General features: G+C 46.4%; 18 protein-coding genes. 6 read left to right on the forward strand and 12 right to left on the reverse strand.

Annotated elements, in window-relative coordinates; translation table 11 throughout:
* The first annotated feature begins 78 nt into the window (after positions 1–78).
* Together mutH and G6R11_RS10095 are read left to right on the forward strand one after the other, a co-directional pair.
* Positions 79–747 (forward strand): DNA mismatch repair endonuclease MutH, encoded by a 669-nt coding sequence (mutH, locus tag G6R11_RS10090; protein WP_163132964.1) that lies wholly within the window; start codon positions 79–81, stop codon positions 745–747.
* Positions 748–845: 98 nt separating this feature from the next.
* The gene (locus tag G6R11_RS10095; protein WP_163132965.1) at positions 846–1,166 is read left to right on the forward strand and encodes an isoamylase early set domain-containing protein; all 321 of its coding nucleotides are present in this window, start codon (positions 846–848) and stop codon (positions 1,164–1,166) included.
* A gap of 59 nt (positions 1,167–1,225) precedes the next feature.
* Here the strand turns inward: G6R11_RS10095 and rplS are convergent, their stop codons facing one another.
* From rplS to rpsP, 4 genes are read right to left on the reverse strand one after another with little or no spacing between them, the layout of a single operon-like run.
* Positions 1,226–1,576, reverse strand: a complete 351-nt coding sequence (rplS, locus tag G6R11_RS10100; protein ID WP_016401324.1) for a 50S ribosomal protein L19 — start codon at positions 1,574–1,576, stop codon at positions 1,226–1,228.
* A 27-nt stretch (positions 1,577–1,603) separates the two neighbouring features.
* The gene (trmD, locus tag G6R11_RS10105; RefSeq protein ID WP_370525649.1) at positions 1,604–2,377 is read right to left on the reverse strand and encodes a tRNA (guanosine(37)-N1)-methyltransferase TrmD; all 774 of its coding nucleotides are present in this window, start codon (positions 2,375–2,377) and stop codon (positions 1,604–1,606) included.
* A gap of 8 nt (positions 2,378–2,385) precedes the next feature.
* Complete coding sequence (gene rimM, locus G6R11_RS10110; protein ID WP_163132966.1) at positions 2,386–2,916, reverse strand: ribosome maturation factor RimM; 531 nt, start codon at positions 2,914–2,916, stop codon at positions 2,386–2,388.
* 24 nt (positions 2,917–2,940) lie between these two features.
* Positions 2,941–3,186 carry a 30S ribosomal protein S16 gene (gene rpsP, locus G6R11_RS10115; RefSeq protein ID WP_016401327.1) on the reverse strand — a complete coding sequence of 82 codons (246 nt, stop codon included), beginning with the start codon at positions 3,184–3,186 and terminating at the stop codon, positions 2,941–2,943.
* Between the two features lie 283 nt (positions 3,187–3,469).
* Between rpsP and yjjG the strand changes: the two genes are divergently transcribed.
* A complete protein-coding gene (gene yjjG / locus G6R11_RS10120) occupies positions 3,470–4,147 on the forward strand; it encodes a pyrimidine 5'-nucleotidase (protein ID WP_163132967.1) in 678 nt (225 codons plus the stop codon).
* Here the strand turns inward: yjjG and G6R11_RS10125 are convergent.
* The 8 genes from G6R11_RS10125 to urtA all read right to left on the reverse strand — a co-directional run bounded on the left by G6R11_RS10125 (position 4,113) and on the right by urtA (position 11,094).
* Complete coding sequence (locus G6R11_RS10125; protein WP_163132968.1) at positions 4,113–4,349, reverse strand: ribosome alternative rescue factor ArfA; 237 nt, start codon at positions 4,347–4,349, stop codon at positions 4,113–4,115. The genes yjjG and G6R11_RS10125 overlap by 35 nt on opposite strands.
* Positions 4,350–4,536: 187 nt before the next feature.
* Positions 4,537–4,893 (reverse strand): FmdB family zinc ribbon protein, encoded by a 357-nt coding sequence (locus tag G6R11_RS10130; RefSeq protein ID WP_163132969.1) that lies wholly within the window; start codon positions 4,891–4,893, stop codon positions 4,537–4,539.
* An 11-nt stretch (positions 4,894–4,904) separates the two neighbouring features.
* Positions 4,905–6,140 carry a formamidase gene (fmdA, locus tag G6R11_RS10135; protein WP_163132970.1) on the reverse strand — a complete coding sequence of 412 codons (1,236 nt, stop codon included), beginning with the start codon at positions 6,138–6,140 and terminating at the stop codon, positions 4,905–4,907.
* Positions 6,141–6,174: 34 nt separating this feature from the next.
* Complete coding sequence (gene urtE / locus G6R11_RS10140) at positions 6,175–6,864, reverse strand: urea ABC transporter ATP-binding subunit UrtE (protein ID WP_163132971.1); 690 nt, start codon at positions 6,862–6,864, stop codon at positions 6,175–6,177.
* Positions 6,865–6,874: 10 nt separating this feature from the next.
* On the reverse strand, positions 6,875–7,636 hold the full coding sequence (gene urtD, locus G6R11_RS10145; RefSeq protein ID WP_163132972.1) for an urea ABC transporter ATP-binding protein UrtD: 762 nt from the start codon (positions 7,634–7,636) through the stop codon (positions 6,875–6,877).
* Complete coding sequence (gene urtC / locus G6R11_RS10150) at positions 7,623–8,828, reverse strand: urea ABC transporter permease subunit UrtC (RefSeq protein WP_163132973.1); 1,206 nt, start codon at positions 8,826–8,828, stop codon at positions 7,623–7,625. Before urtC ends, urtD begins: the two co-directional genes overlap by 14 nt.
* 11 nt (positions 8,829–8,839) lie before the next feature.
* A complete protein-coding gene (gene urtB, locus G6R11_RS10155) occupies positions 8,840–9,766 on the reverse strand; it encodes an urea ABC transporter permease subunit UrtB (RefSeq protein WP_163132974.1) in 927 nt (308 codons plus the stop codon).
* 65 nt (positions 9,767–9,831) lie between these two features.
* Complete coding sequence (gene urtA, locus G6R11_RS10160) at positions 9,832–11,094, reverse strand: urea ABC transporter substrate-binding protein (protein WP_163132975.1); 1,263 nt, start codon at positions 11,092–11,094, stop codon at positions 9,832–9,834.
* Positions 11,095–11,403: 309 nt separating this feature from the next.
* Here urtA and G6R11_RS10165 point away from each other — a divergent pair, with 309 nt between their 5' ends.
* The 3 genes from G6R11_RS10165 to G6R11_RS21885 are packed head-to-tail and all read left to right on the forward strand — an operon-like array spanning position 11,404 to position 15,689.
* Positions 11,404–14,781, forward strand: coding sequence for an ATP-binding protein (locus tag G6R11_RS10165; RefSeq protein ID WP_163132976.1), 3,378 nt, complete (start codon positions 11,404–11,406; stop codon positions 14,779–14,781).
* On the forward strand, positions 14,781–15,467 hold the full coding sequence (locus G6R11_RS10170; RefSeq protein WP_240352436.1) for a response regulator: 687 nt from the start codon (positions 14,781–14,783) through the stop codon (positions 15,465–15,467). Before G6R11_RS10165 ends, G6R11_RS10170 begins: the two co-directional genes overlap by 1 nt.
* 15 nt (positions 15,468–15,482) lie before the next feature.
* Complete coding sequence (locus G6R11_RS21885; RefSeq protein WP_304503126.1) at positions 15,483–15,689, forward strand: response regulator transcription factor; 207 nt, start codon at positions 15,483–15,485, stop codon at positions 15,687–15,689.
* The last annotated feature ends 336 nt before the right edge of the window (positions 15,690–16,025 follow it).

The following is a 16,025-nucleotide window of genomic DNA, read 5'->3' on the forward strand; positions in this document are numbered from 1 at the left end:
TTCACTTAAGCGTTTATGGGTTACTGCAATTATTGAACAGCTTCTATACAATAGTGTTTTTGTTGGCGCTAGGCATGCATGACCGCTAAACCACAAAGTGAAACAGAACTCTTCAAACGCGCTCAGTCTTTAGCGGGATTAAGCTTGGGCGAACTCGCTCATCGCGAAGGTTTTGCTATTCCGAAAGATTTAAAAAGAGAAAAAGGCTGGAGTGGGCAATTGCTCGAATGGTGCTTAGGTGCCAGTGCCGGTAGCAAGCCCATTCAAGATTTTCCAGAACTGGGCATAGAACTCAAAACCATCCCTATTGATGCTGCGGGCAAACCACTAGAAAGTACTTATGTATGTATTACTCCACTATGCAACGTAACCGGCTCAACCTGGCAAAACAGCAATGTGTATAACAAGCTATCACGGGTATTGTGGATCCCAATTTTGGCGGAGCGGCATATACCTTTAGATCAGCGCGTTGTGGCTAATCCCATTCTTTGGAGCCCAAATGCCCAACAAGAACAACTGCTCCGATCAGACTGGGAAGAAATAATGGAAATGATTGCATTCGGCCAGATTGAGCAAATTACCGCGCGCCACGGCCAAGTACTGCAGTTACGCCCTAAAGCCGCTAATAACAAGGCTCGCACTAATGCGATTGGTCCAAATGGCCAGCTTATTCAAACCCTTCCTCGCGGATATTACCTACGAACAAAGTTCACCGCCGCTCTGCTTCAAGACTACTTTCAACTGTAAAAAAATTAATCAACTATTGACCAAGCTCTCACTTTTTTGAAAGAATCGATATTGGTCACATAGTACACGGATTTATATTATCTCTCGGAGGAGAAACCATGCCGTTGAAGAAGCAATACCTAAAATCGAAGCCAGAAGTAAAAGTAACGTTTGAAGTTGAGAAAGAAGCCACTCAAGAAGCGGAGCAAATTTTCTTGCTAGCTGAGTTTAACGAATGGCAACCTATTGAGCTTACTAAACTAAAAAACGGTAAGTTCAAAGTGGTGGTAAACGTGCCAACAGATCAACAAAGCAGCTACCAGTTTAAATACAAACTTTGCTTGAGCGACGGTGCAGAAGCCTATGACAATGACTGGGCAGCAGACAGCTACCAGCCAAATGGCGTGGATGGTGACAACTCTGTACTTGAAGTGGCCTAAACCACAGACATAAAAAAAGCCCGCTACTGCGGGCTTTTTTTATTCTCGAAGAAAAGGGCTTACTTAGCCAATTTTTCTTTAATACGCGCTTTCTTACCAGAAAGTTCACGCAAGTAGTAAAGCTTAGAGCGACGAACGTCACCACGACGCTTAACAGTAATACTCTCAACTAGCGGGCTATGAGTTTGGAATGCACGCTCAACGCCTTCACCGCTTGAAATTTTACGTACAGTAAATGCAGAGTGTAAACCACGGTTACGCTTAGCAATTACTACACCTTCAAACGCCTGTAGACGCTCACGGTTACCTTCTTTTACTTTTACCTGAACTACAACTGTGTCACCAGGTGCGAACGCAGGTACGTCTTGCTTCAATTGCTCTTCTTCGAGCTGTTTAATGATATTGCTCATTACTATTTCCTAGAATTAACTGAATCTTTATTTACTATCCAAGGGCGTTTGCTCTTGGATAAACTCAGCAAGAATCTTCTCTTGCTTGTCAGTCAGAGCTAGATTCTCCAATAACTCCGGTCGCCTCAAGTAGGTTCGCCCAAGTGCTTGTTTGTAGCGCCATTCTTCAATTTTTTTATGGTTACCACTTAACAGTACCTCGGGTACTGTTTGCCCATCCAAAACTTCTGGACGAGTATAGTGTGGACAATCCAACAATCCATCAGAGAATGAATCCTGCTCAGCTGAAGCTTTATCCCCCAGTACTCCCGGAATTAACCGCGAGACGGCGTCTATCATATTCATTGCTGGCAGCTCACCACCACTTAACACATAATCACCAATCGACCATTCTTCATCAACTTCCGCTTGAATCAAGCGTTCGTCAATGCCTTCATAGCGACCAGCAACTATAATCAGCTTTTGCTGTTGAGCTAACTCTATTACTCCATCTTGCTTCAAGGTACGCCCTTGCGGTGACATATAAATCACCTTTACCCCATCACCAGCAGCCTGTTTAGCAGCATGAATAGCATCCCGTAAAGGTTGCACCATCATTAACATGCCAGGTCCACCGCCGTAAGGTCGGTCGTCCACTGTACGATGTTTGTCATGAGTAAAATCACGAGGATTCCAACACTCAATCTTAATAAGGCCACGTTTTACCGCACGCCCCGTTACACCGTACTCGCTTATGGCAGAAAACATCTCCGGGAATAGACTTACTATTCCCACCCACAATTGTGGTGTTTGCTCAGCCATAAAGGAACCTAGAAACTAGGGTCCCAATCAACAGTAATAGTTTGAGACTCGCGATCGACGTTATCAATTATCTGAGACTCTATGAACGGGATTAACCGTTCCTTTTTGCCAAAGGCATCTTTTAAATTGGCTTTCACAACCAAGACATCATTAGAACCTGTTTCCATTAAATCGGTCACATGTCCGAAGTTATACCCACTGCGATTAACCACTTGCATGCCCATAAGGTCACGCCAGTAATATTCATCTTCAGCTAGCTCCGGCAGAACTTCCGGCAAAGCCGCAATATCCATTCCGGTTAAACTCTGTGCTTGTTCTCTTACATCATAGCCCGCAAGCTTAACGATGAAAGATTTGCTGTGTCGCCGCCATTCTGTCACTTCAATTGAAGTATATTCGCCAGAACGACCTATCAACCAAGGCTGATAGTTAAATACAGCTTCTGCATCTTCAGTGAACGAGTTAACTTTTAGCCATCCTTTAATACCGTAAACGGCACCGAGGCGACCCAGCACGATGGGCTGTTCTTTATTGCTCATCTTAACTCCACTAAAAAGGCTAAATTAAGCTGCTTTTGAATCTTTGATTAGCTTAGCTACACGGTTAGAAACCGCAGCGCCTTGGCCAACCCAGTGATCAATGCGGTCTTGTTCCAAGCGAATACGCTCTTCTTGACCTTTTGCGATCGGATTGAAAAAACCTAATTTTTCAATGAAGCGACCGTCACGTGAATTACGGCTATCAGTAACAACTACTTGATAGAATGGACGCTTCTTAGCGCCGCCACGTTGCAAACGAATGGTAACCATATCGTCCTCATACTAGTTAAAAAATTTAAGGTCCCAAAATGGGATCCCCGCTAATTGAAGCCGCGGAATTGTACTCCTTTTTTGCTTAATTGCAAGCTATAACCCGCTTTGACGAGTATCTAAATTGCTAGTGTTTACTGGGGCTAAACAACCGATACTTAGAATGGCTGTTTTGGCTGCCAAAAAAGGCAAGCGACTCAAGCCACTAAGCGAGTCTTTGACTTAGCCCTAGGCTTCTACCAACATAAGTGCTTATCTTTATTAATTGCTGGGCCATTTGTTTATGAAGTACCAATGGATATTGTTTGATGCCGATGAGACCTTGTTTCATTTTGACGCCTTTGCTGGCCTACAACTAATGTTCTCTCGCTATGGCGTTAAATTTGAGCAACAAGACTATCAACATTATCAAACCCGCAACCTGCCCCTGTGGGAAGCCTATCAAGCTGGCCAGGTGAATGCAGAGCAGCTTCAACAGCAACGTTTTGAGTATTGGGCTAATCAGCTTGAACAACACCCACAACAGCTCAATGACGCCTTCCTAGAGGCTATGGCAGAGATATGCAGCCTATTACCTGGCGCTAAAGACCTGCTCGATGCACTTAAAAGCAAAGTGAAAATGGGCATTATTACCAACGGTTTTACCGCACTGCAAAAGATTCGTTTAGAGCGTACCGGTTTGAGCGGCTATTTCTCGCCCTTGGTTATCTCTGAGCAAGTGGGCGTTGCAAAACCACATAAAGATATATTTGAGCATGCCTTTGCCCAAATGCAGCAACCGGAGAAACATCGGGTATTAATGGTGGGAGATAATCCACACTCGGATATACAGGGTGGTATTAATGCGGGGATTAGAACCTGCTGGTTAAACCGCCACGGAGAGGAACGGCCAGAGGGTATAGAACCTCACTATGAGGTGAGCTCGCTTAAACAGCTACAAACTCTGTTAGAAGCCGCTTAGTTTTAGCTAAAGCCAAAAAGTCGAAAGGGGCATTGCCCTTCAGCTTATGCCCCTTTCTAGTGTATGAACCTTTGCCTTTCTTCGGCCGTTCAACTTTTGATTTAAATAACTGGCTGGTAACCAGCGCCTTAATTGCATTGTCGTTAATTTGCCCACGACCGTGCTCATGCGCTAACAACTTAGCGACTTTTTTCTTAGCCATAATCTTTCTCTCAGTTCACTAGCAGCCTCAATAGCCACCAGAGTCGGCTAGTGTAAACCAAAACAAGCAGCAAGCCCTAGCTTTGTTGCTACGGCTGGAAACTTATCGCGTTTAATACCAAATAAAATCGGCAGGATGCAACCAAGAAGCCAGCCTTCGCCAGCTTCTTGGATTATCCTATACCCGTTTAGTGGCTAATCATCCAAGGCCGCATAGAAGGGAACATTTTCTCTCCGTTAGCCGTATACAGCAGCTTAGAGCCACCGCGCTTGGTATGCTTACAGCCGCAGCCTTTTTTAAGCTTTTCGGCATTTTCGGCCCGTGTATCCACCGTTGAATGCTGCGGCTCATGCCGCGCTTTCTCGTTACGCTCAATTGCTTGCTTGGTTTCAGCGGCCATATCCAATATCTCGGGAGGCAACATAATAACCCTAGCAGACAAAGCCTCACACTTTGGGCACTTCGCAGGTTTTGCGCTATCGGCCATGGTGGCGAGTTCGTAGAACAAACCATGTTCGGCACACTTATAGTCATAAACTGGCATAGCTCACCTCCCTATTTATCTAAATCTGGAGCCAAAGGCATATCTACGCTGCCATCTAAATACTTAGTTGGCCCATCGGCATTCGGCTTAATGTCAAACTCAAAGATATCGGTTGGTAGCCACAGCGTGGCACAAGAGTTAGGTACATCCACCACCCCACTTAAGTGGCCCTGTACTGGCGCTGTACCAAGCAGTGAATAAGCCTGCGCACCGCTGTAACCAAATTTCTTGAGGTACTCAATGGCATTTAAACAGGCTTGGCGATAAGCCACGTTGGCATCTAAGTAATGCTGTTTGCCATGTTCATCAACCGAGATACCTTCAAAGATTAGATAGTCGTCGTAGCGCGGCGTAATTGGGCTTGGCTTAAAGATTGGGTTTTTAATCGCATACTTAGACATACCGTCTTTAATTAAATTAACCCTTAAGTGGATCCAGCCTGCCATTTCAATAGCACCACAGAAGGTAATTTCGCCATCACCTTGGCTAAAGTGTAAATCGCCCACCGACAAACCCGCGCCCTTTACATATACCGGGAAGTAGATTTTAGAGCCACGCGATAGATCTTTAATGTCACAGTTACCGCCGTGCTCACGTGGCGGAACGGTTCTGGCACCTTCCTCGGCGGCTACCTTTGCATCATCGGGCTTCATTTTGCCCATGTGAGCAGTTGGTGCGTAAGGCAGTGCTGCTAACATCGGTACTCGTTCAGGGTCTGTATCAAACAACTCCTTCTCACGACGGTTCCACTCATCTAACATCTTTTTATCGGGCAAGCAGCCAATTAGACCGGGGTGAATCAGCCCGGCAAACTCTACCCCAGGAATATGACGGGATTTAGTGAACATACCGTTGAAATCCCAAATCGACTTTTGCGCTTCAGGAAAATGCTCAGTTAAAAAACCACCGCCATTTTGCTTAGAAAAGAAGCCATTAAAGCCCCATTGCGAATCATCAAAAGTGCCAATATCGAGAATATCCACTTCCAACAAATCGCCAGGTTCTGCGCCTTCTACTCCAACCGGGCCAGATAAAAAGTGCACCTGAGATAAATCTACATCGCGCACATCTGAGGCATCGTCATCGTTTTTGATTTGCCCGCCGGTCCAATCTACACATTCCAAAATGAAATCGTCACCCGGTTTTACGGTGGCCGCCATAGGAATATCTGGGTGCCAGCGATTGTGTAGCTTTTCGTTTTCGTAAGCCGATTTGTTTAAGTCAATCTTGATTATTGTTTCTGCCATGGTCTTTCTCCTTGAATGTAAATTGTCCAGCAAGCTATACCGACAAGTACGCGGCCACTTGCTGTTCATCAACGTCATCGCGCTGCACGTCATGCACGATTTGTCCTTTTTCAATCACCAGTATTCGGTCCGCCACATCAAGGGCGAAGCTCAATACCTGCTCCGACACCACTATCGACAAACCACGCTGGTCGCGAATTTGTTTTAGGGTTTTCGCCATATCTTTAATAATTGAAGGTTGAATACCTTCGGTGGGCTCATCCAATAGCAGTACGCTGGGGTTGCTGGCTAAAGCCCGAGCAATGGCTAGCTGTTGCTGTTGTCCGCCAGACAAATTGCCGCCTCTACGGTGGCGCATTTCCCATAACACCGGGAAAATGCTGTAAAGGTCATCCGGCACTTTGTTTTCGCCGGTGCTGGTTAAGCCGGTTTCAATGTTTTCTTGCACCGTCATGGTGGAGAAAATCATTCGCCCCTGCGGCACAAAACCCAAACCAGAAGCCACCCGCTGATGGCTCTTTTTCTCTACTAAGGGCTCTCCATCTAAATTGGCTTCGCCGCTTTTACTGGGAATCATGCCAATCAGCGATTTCATTAAGGTGGTTTTACCCATGCCATTGCGGCCAAGAATCGCCACAATCTCATTTTTCTTAAGGCTAAAATTCATCCCGCTTATCACTTCACTCTGGCCATAGGCCACGTGGTAATCGCTTAGTTCTAACATCACTTTCTCCTTAATGGCCTAGGTAAACTTCGACCACTTTAGGGTCATTTTTCACCCGCTGCATCGAGCCCTCAGACAGTACCTTCCCTTGGTGTAACACCGTCACTCGGTCGGCGATGTCTTCGACAAACTGCATGTCATGCTCAATCACCAACACCGAACGTTGCTTGGTAATGCTTTGCAGCAATTGCGCGGTTTGTTTACGCTCGGCCACCGACATACCCGCCACTGGCTCGTCTAACATCAGCAGTTCAGGGTCTTGAATAAGCAACATGCCTATCTCTAACCACTGCTTTTGACCATGGCTAAGCAAATCAGCCTGGTGATTTAGCTTGTCGCTAAGAAATACCATCTCGGCAATTTCCATAATCTTGGCGTGCACCGCTTCATCACGCTTAAAGGTCAGCGCGCCCCACACGTTACGGCCACGGGGATATGAGATTTCTAAGTTTTCAAAAACACTCAGGTCTTCATAAATGGAAGGGGTTTGAAATTTACGCCCTACCCCGGCATGCACAATTTGGTGTTCTTTCAGCTTGGTAAGCTCTTTTTGCTTGAACTTAATCGAGCCAGTTGTGGCTTTAGTACGACCACATATCAGATCCAATACTGTGGTTTTGCCGGCGCCATTAGGGCCAATAATCACCCTAATTTCCTGCTCTTCAACGTATAGCGACAGGTCATCAACGGCCTTAAAGCCATCAAAAGACACGGTTAAACCTTCAACGCTGAGCACAAAATCTTTGTTCTTTGATGAGTTAGGCTGGGGCATTTGGGCTCTCCTTAAGTGATGGCGAAGTGCTATCCGTTTCCGGCTCAGCGGCTTGAATAGCCTTCTTAGTCGGTTCAGGTTTATTGGTGGCAGCACGTTTAAACAGGCGCTTAAACCAAGGCTGAATGTAGGATTGATAGAGGCCGGCTAAACCATCTGGGAAGGCTAATACCACACCAATAAATAGCGCGCCCATGGCAAACAACCACAACTGAGGGAAGGATTCAGAGAAGCTGGTTTTAGCAAGGTTTACCAGCAAGGTGCCGTATACCGCACCAAGCAAAGATAAACGCCCACCCACGGCACAAAAAATCACCATTTCGATGGAAGGAACAATGCCCACAAAAGATGGTGACATAAAGCCAACTTGCAAGGTAAACATCGCTCCACCAATGGCGGCAAAGGCAGCACCAACACAAAAGATGAAGATTTTAAAACTGGCAACGTTATAGCCAGAAAATCGAACCCGATCTTCTTTCTCTCGCATCGCCACCAGCAAACGGCCTAATTTACAGCGCTTAATGTATAAGGCGATAAACAGGCAGGCGAACAACAATACTGCGTTAACAAAATACAGTAGGTATTGGGCCGACTCGGTACGAATATCCCAGCCTAAAAAGGTGCGTAAATCGGTAATGCCGTTTACCCCACCGGTATAACCTTGCTGGCCAATAATCAAAATGGTGAGAATGGCCGCAATAGCTTGAGTAATAATGGCGAAGTACACCCCACCCACTCGGCGGGTAAACATGGCAACACCAATTATGAAGGCGAACAATACCGGCACCGCTATCACCGCAACCAAGGTAAAGGCTAAGCTATTAAAGGGCTGCCAAAACCAGGGCAGCTCGGTGAGCTGATTCCAATCCATAAAGTCAGGAATGCCCGGTGTCGATTGAATTGCGGTCGCCTCGGGGCTTGATGCTTCAAGCTTCAAGAACATCGCCATGCAATAGCCACCTAAGCCAAAAAACACGCCCTGACCTAGGCTTAAAATACCGCCACAACCCCAGCACAATACTAAGCCGATAGCGACAAAGGCGTAAGTTAAGTACTTGCCAATTAAGTTGAGTCGGAAAATGTCCAAGGACAAGGGCAACACAATGAAAATAATCGCGGCTAACAGTAGATACTTCCACCAATCAACCTTACTGGTATTTTGTGCTGCAGTAGCACTAATTTGAGATAACATCATCATTCTCCCTAACGACGAACCTTGAGCGAAAACAGACCTTGAGGACGCAGCATTAAAATGCCAACCACGGTCAATAAGGTGAGAACTTTGGCCATCGAACCACTAAGGAAAAACTCCATGGTTGATTGCGCTTGTGAGATGGTAAAGGCCGATGCAACGGTACCAAGCAAGCTTGACGCGCCACCAAATACCACCACTAAGAAGGTGTCTACAATGTAGAGCTGCCCAGCTGTTGGACCGGTTGAACCCACCATGGTAAAGGCCGAGCCTGCAATGCCAGCAATACCGCAACCTAAAGCAAAGGTATAACGGTCAACTTTTTCGGTGTTAATCCCTACAGCGCCTGCCATTGCGCGGTTTTGTACCACTGCGCGGGTCTGTTTACCTAAGCGAGATTTTTGCATGAGCAAGTACACGCCAATGGTAATCATGATGGTTAATGCCATCACAAATATGCCGTTAATCGGCACTTCGATAATGTCGGTAATCGCGTAAGAGCCCATTAACCAATCGGGTAAGCTCACTCCTACTTCTCGAGCTCCAAATACGGTGCGATAGAGCTGCTGCAAGATAAGGCTTAAACCCCAAGTGGCTAACAAAGTATCTAGTGGACGCTTGTACAAATGGCGAATCATCGCCCATTCCACCAGCGCGCCAAGCGCCGAGGTGACAATAAACGCCAGCAACATTGCCACAAAGAAATAGCCATCAAACAAGCCAGGGAGGTAATTGCTAAATAACTGCGAAGTAAGGTAAGTAATGTAAGCACCTAGGATCATAAACTCGCCATGGGCCATATTAATTACGCCCATTTGACCGAATATAATGGCTAGACCTAGGGCCATAAGAACAAATACAGAAAACAAAATAAGACCGGCAAATCCCTGCATGGCGAAAATGGCGGTTAGCTCTGAGCTGGTATAATCGGCAAACATCTTCAGTCCCTCTTAAAAGCTAGCGAAAGAACAAGTGGCTCAGCGAACTGAGCCACCTACAGCGGTTACTGGTAACCTTTAGGGAATGGGTTTGGTTCAATTAAATCTGCAGTTTCATAAACGATGTTGTATTGACCATCGGCTTGAGCATGACCAATTCGCGTTTTAGACCATAGGTGATGATTTTCATGAACTTTCACATAACCTTCTGGCGCAGTGGTTAGCTCTAGGTTTGGCGAGGCAGCACGTACTTTGTCGATATCAAACGAGCCGGCTTTTTCTACCGCAGCTTTCCACAACCAAGGGCCAAGGTAGGCAGCTTGCGTTACGTCACCAATCACAATGTCGTCACCCCAGCGCTTCTTAAAGGCTGCAACAAACTCTTCATTGTTTTGGTTAGTTAAACTTTGGAAGTACTTCATGGCAGCGTAAGCACCTTGAATGTTTTCACCACCAATGCCCAAGATCTCGTCTTCAGTTACCGAAATAGTGAGTACCAGTGGCTTCTCTTTGTTCATGTCGATGCCCGCGGCTTTAAGCTGCTTGTAGAAAGCAACGTTAGACCCACCCACAACAATGGCGTAAATCACATCAGGCTTTTTCAGTTTAATTTTGTTTATCACCGAGTTGAACGAGGTATGACCTAGTGGGTAATACTCTTCACCCACTACTTTCAAACCCAGTTTTTCGATGTGTTTGCGGGCAATTTTGTTAGAGGTACGCGGCCAAATGTAATCAGAACCTAACAAGAAGAAACTCTTAGCGTCTTTGGTGTCGGTTACCCAATCAATACCGGCAATAATTTGCTGAGTTGCTTCTTGGCCGGTGTAAATTACGTTAGGTGATTGCTCTAAGCCTTCGTAGAAAGTTGGGTAATAAAGCATGCCGTTATATTGCTCAAACACTGGCAATACCGCTTTACGAGAAGCAGAGGTCCAGCAGCCAAATACCGCCGCAGTCTTATCTTTAACTAGCAGCTTCTTCGACTTTTCAGCAAAGGTTGGCCAGTCACTGGCACCGTCTTCTTGAATGTATTCAATTTGGCGTCCTAATACGCCGCCCATTGCGTTGATTTGCTCAATGGCTAGCATCTCGGCTTGTACTGAACCCGTTTCACTAATCGCCATGGTGCCAGTTACCGAGTGCAGAATACCTACCTTAACCGTGTCGTCGGTTACGGCTAAGCCGGTGGTATTTACTTCAGCGGTGCTAGGAGCTGCTGCAAAGCTTAGTTGTGAAACAAGAATCGCGGCGGGCAAGGCCATCATTCCTTTTAACAGATTACGGCGTAGCGAATTGCTTAAGCCTGTTTTCTTGAGATTGTGCATAGTGGTATCCCTACTGAGTGTTTAAGACAAGGTGTCCGTACTTGGTGAATACCATGATGCGAGATTACAACGGTGAGCAAAATTCGCCGTTCACCCTAGCGACCTACGTCATTTGACGCATAGCAGTGAAGAGGAGATTGATTTAGGGTCAAGATATTAAAGAGAGTGGCAAGCCGCTACCAACAAACAACTCAGTTAAGCAAGCATAACAGTCTGATTTTAATAACCATTTTAACAAAAGGGTGATAAAGCCACGGCGCGAAAAATGCTTATAAAACCTATGAATTCGCAAAGGAAGGCGTTTAAGGGATGAAGGACCAGCATGTATTTAAAGCGCGTAGAAACTATAACCGCTGGGTAGCCAACCAAACTTTAGAAGATTATGCCCTAAGGTTTACCTCTAAAAATGCTCGTAAGTGGTCGGTTGCACGCGTCTCCAATACCGCCTTGGGCGCAATATCTTTTTTAGCCCTAGAAGCCATTGGTGGCGCGCTAATCCTTAACTTTGGTTTTAATAATTCGTTAATTGCCATATTGCTGGTATCGGCAATTATATTTTTCTGCGGGCTGCCAATCTCATACTACGCTGCACGCTATGGCGTCGACATAGACTTGCTCACGCGCGGCGCGGGCTTTGGCTACATTGGCTCTACCATTACCTCGCTCATTTACGCCTCGTTTACCTTTATCTTTTTTGCCATTGAGGCGGCCATTATGGCCTCGGCTTTGGAGCTGTTATTTAATATTCCCTTAAGCATTGGCTACTTAATTAGCGCAGTTGTAGTGATCCCCTTAGTAACCCACGGCATCACCTTCATCAGCCGTTTTCAACTGTGGAGCCAACCAATATGGCTGGTACTGCAGGTGGCGCCGCTAATTTTTATTTTGTGGCATGAGTCCAGCGCCATTAACAACTGGTTACAGTTTGAAGGCAAGCAAGAGAGCGGCAGTTCGGGGGAATTTAACCTGCATTTATTTGGTGCAGCATCGGGGATCTTATTCTCGTTAATGGCGCAAATTGGTGAGCAAGTAGACTTCTTGCGTTTTATGCCCGAAGCCAAGAAAAAACATCGTGCCTGTTGGTGGGTAGCGCTGTTATCGGCAGGCCCCGGATGGATTATTGTTGGTGCACTTAAAATCCTCTTAGGATCGTTTTTAGTGGTACTAGCCATTAATGCCGGAGTGGCCGAGGATGTGGCCGGAGATCCTATTCAAATGTACCAGGTGGCCTTTTCCTACATGGCCCAATCTCCTCTGCTTGCGCTCTCCTTGGCGGGTATTTTTGTTTTGGTTTGTCAGCTTAAAATTAACGTAACGAACGCCTATGCCGGCTCTATCGCCTGGTCAAACTTCTTCTCTCGCTTAACCCATAGCCACCCAGGTCGCGTAGTGTGGCTGGTATTTAACGTGATTATTGCCCTGCTGATTATGGAGCTAGGCATCTATGCCGCGTTAGAAGACATCCTCGGCATTTACTCGAATGTGGCGGTTGCTTGGGTTGGCGCATTGGTGGCGGACTTAGTCATCAACAAACCCTTGGGTTATAGCCCCAAGCACATTGAATTTAAACGTGCTCACCTCTACGACATCAACCCTGTTGGGGTTGGCTCAATGGTGATAGCCTCTGTTTTGAGTATTTATTGTTATACCGGAAATGCTGGTGACACCGCCCAAGCACTGGCGCCTTATATTGGCTTAAGCACGGCTTTTGTATGCTCTCCCATCATCGCCATTTTAACCAAAGGCCGCTACTACTTAGCGAGAGAGCCCGATCTACCGCAGGCCCACCAAGGGGAATGCACGGTTTGCCAAAATCATTTTGAAATAGAAGACCTTGCCAGCTGCCCAGCCTATGGCGGCGCAATATGCTCGCTATGTTGCACCCTAGATGCACGCTGCCATGATCAATGTAAAGAAAACGCCCGCTTTGGTCAGCAACTAAGTCAATTTGTTAGCCTGGTGCTTCCTAAAGCAGTGTCATCCTTAATGAATACTCGCCTGCTGAATTTCTCTGGCTTAATGGCGCTCATTGCCTTGCTGATTGCCAGCTTGTTTTACTTAGTCTATTCGCGGATCCCAGTAACCGAATTTGCCACTAAAGTGGCAGTGTCGGCAACGCTTAGCCACGTATTTTTCTTATTGATGATTATTGTTGGCGTGCTGGTTTGGCTATTTGTTTTAGCCAACGACAGCCGCCAATTTGCATTAGATGAATCGCAGCGCCAAACCGAGTTACTTAGCCGCGAGATATCTGCCCACGAGGTTACCGACCAAGCCTTGCAGCAGGCCAAAGAAACGGCCGAATCAGCCAACCAAGCTAAAAGCCGCTACCTCACTGGCATTAGTCATGAGCTTCGCACCCCGCTTAACTCGGTGCTGGGTTACGCACAGCTCTTAGAAAAATCGCCAAGTTTAGCACCCGAGCATAGCGCCAAAGTCTCGCTTATCAAACGCAGCGGCGAACACCTCGCCGACATAATTGAAGGCCTATTAGATATCTCGCGCATCGAGGCAGGCCGCATCGAATTACAACGTGACGAAGTGGCCATTGGTGAATTGCTGGATGACTTGGTAGATATGTTCAGCCTTCAAGCCAAAAGCAAAGGCATTTCCTTCGTTTACAATCCCAGCCCTTACCTGCCCAACTGGGTAACCGCAGATGAAACTCAACTACGGCAAATACTCATCAACCTGTTGTCCAACGCAGTTAAGTTTACCCAACAAGGTTCAGTAACCTTAGACGTTTATTACCGTAATCAAGTCGCAGAATTCACCATTACCGACAGCGGCGTAGGCATTAGCGAACAAGATATCGAGCGAATATTCAAACCCTTTGAGCGAGTAGAGAAAAGGGACATACCCAGCTCTCCTGGCACCGGCCTAGGCTTAACCATTACTCAGTTGCTTACCGACATAATGGGTGGAAACATTAGTGTAAGCAGCGAGATTGGCAAAGGTAGCAGCTTTAAACTGAGCATAATGCTAGCTAGCTTAAACAAAGAGCAGCAGCCGAAATCTGTGCAAGCGCCAGTAAACTCAATCAAAGGCCCTAGCAAAACCGTAATGGTGGTAGACGATGACCCTAATCACCGTAACTTAGTATCAGAAATACTCTCGCCGCTGGGCTTTGTGGTTCATGAAGCCAACGATGCTTTGTGTTGTTTAAGCAATACCTACTTAAGTGCCATTGACCTGTTTTTGCTCGACATATCCATGCCCGATATGAATGGCTGGCAACTACTTAAAAAACTTCGTAGCAATGGCATTAGTGTACCGATCATCATGGTGTCGGCCGATGCCACAGAAGCGCCTTATTTCAATGCCGCTGAAGAAATTCACGAGCCAGCATTGCACAACGACTACCTGGCTAAGCCAATGCGCGATAACGCGCTACTGGAAAAAGTTGCCAAAGCCTTAGCCATAGATTGGAACTACCAAAACACCCATACGCAAAGCGCCTCGCCCGAGTTGCAAGCGCCAAACATTCAACTAAACCAAAGCCAGCGCGAACAGCTGCAAGAAATAGCCGAAATGGCACAACTTGGCTTTGTACAAGGGATTGATAGGCTAATAAAAAACCTAGAGAAAGACAGCGCGTTACACACCATTACTCGCGCCCTAAGAAAGGAATTAGAACAGTATCAATTTGCCAGCATTACCGCTTATTGTGAAAAGGTCGTAATCTAATGAACGCCACAAACTCAAAGGGACTAATCCTCGTTGTTGACGATGCTACCGAATCGGTGGCGATGCTTAACACCGCTTTAATTGAACAAGGCTACACCGTATTAATTGCCATGGATGGGCAACAAGCACTCAACATTAGCCAACGCATTACTCCAGACTTAGTACTCATGGACGCATTAATGCCGAATATGGACGGTTTTGAAGCCTGCCAGCAACTAAAACAAAATACTCAACTCAGCGATATTCCAGTAATTTTCATGACTGGATTAAGCAGCAGTGAGTCGGTGGTTAAGGGCCTAGAATCTGGCGGAGTAGACTACATCAACAAACCAATAAAACTTGATGAACTATTTGCCCGCATAAAAGTACATATTAGCAATGCTCGCCTCACCCGCAGTGCCCATGGTGCCCTAGATGAAATAGGCCAAGCTAGCTTTACCGCCAATAGCCGAGGCGAAATGATTTGGGTAAGCGCCAAAGCAAGCGAAACACTGGCATCGCAGGAGGATTTACCTGCCACAGCAGCCGAGGTGATTAGCCCTCAACTTAAGCAGTGGTTAGCCTATACCCCAGCTAAACACAGTATGCTATCGCTTAAAAACCTCAATACTGCACTGCAGCTGCGTTATTTGGGTCAGTCATCACCAGGGGAACACCTGCTGCGCCTAGTAAATAACGACGACTAAAGCCAGCGCGAGTCTTTGCGCCAGCGCTTCAGCTTAACCGAGCGAGAATCAGAAGTGGTGCTGTGGCTAGCACGGGGGAAAACCAATCGAGAAATCGCGCAAATTTTAGACATGAGTCCACGAACCGTAAACAAACACCTTGAGGCGGTATTTCACAAACTTGCAGTAGAAAACCGAACCAGCGCAACGGCGGTTTGCTTAGCTCACTTAAACGACAGCTAGCTTAAAGCTCGCGGCTACTAAAGCGGTTTAGCTCGCCTTAACTTAGGTGCCGCCCAATTGCTTTGCTGTAAACAAATGCAGACTACACACAGCAACTCGCTAGCAGCTAAATAGCGTTTTTGTGCACTTAAATTTTAAAAATCTCCCTGCCCGCACTACGCTTATTAGGGTCTGTTGAACTTTCGCGGTTAAATTTTGTTCGAGATAAAATCGTTTTAGGCGCGGCAAGGTGTGTGCTGCTTAGTTATTCTAAGCAAATACTCCTTAACAAAGCATAAAGCGATTTTAGCCGAACCCTTCGGGCAGTGTTTGTGGCTCATTTCTACTGCGTTATCG

The organism is Agarivorans sp. Alg241-V36 (genome assembly GCF_900537085.1).
Classification (GTDB): Bacteria; Pseudomonadota; Gammaproteobacteria; order Enterobacterales; family Celerinatantimonadaceae; genus Agarivorans.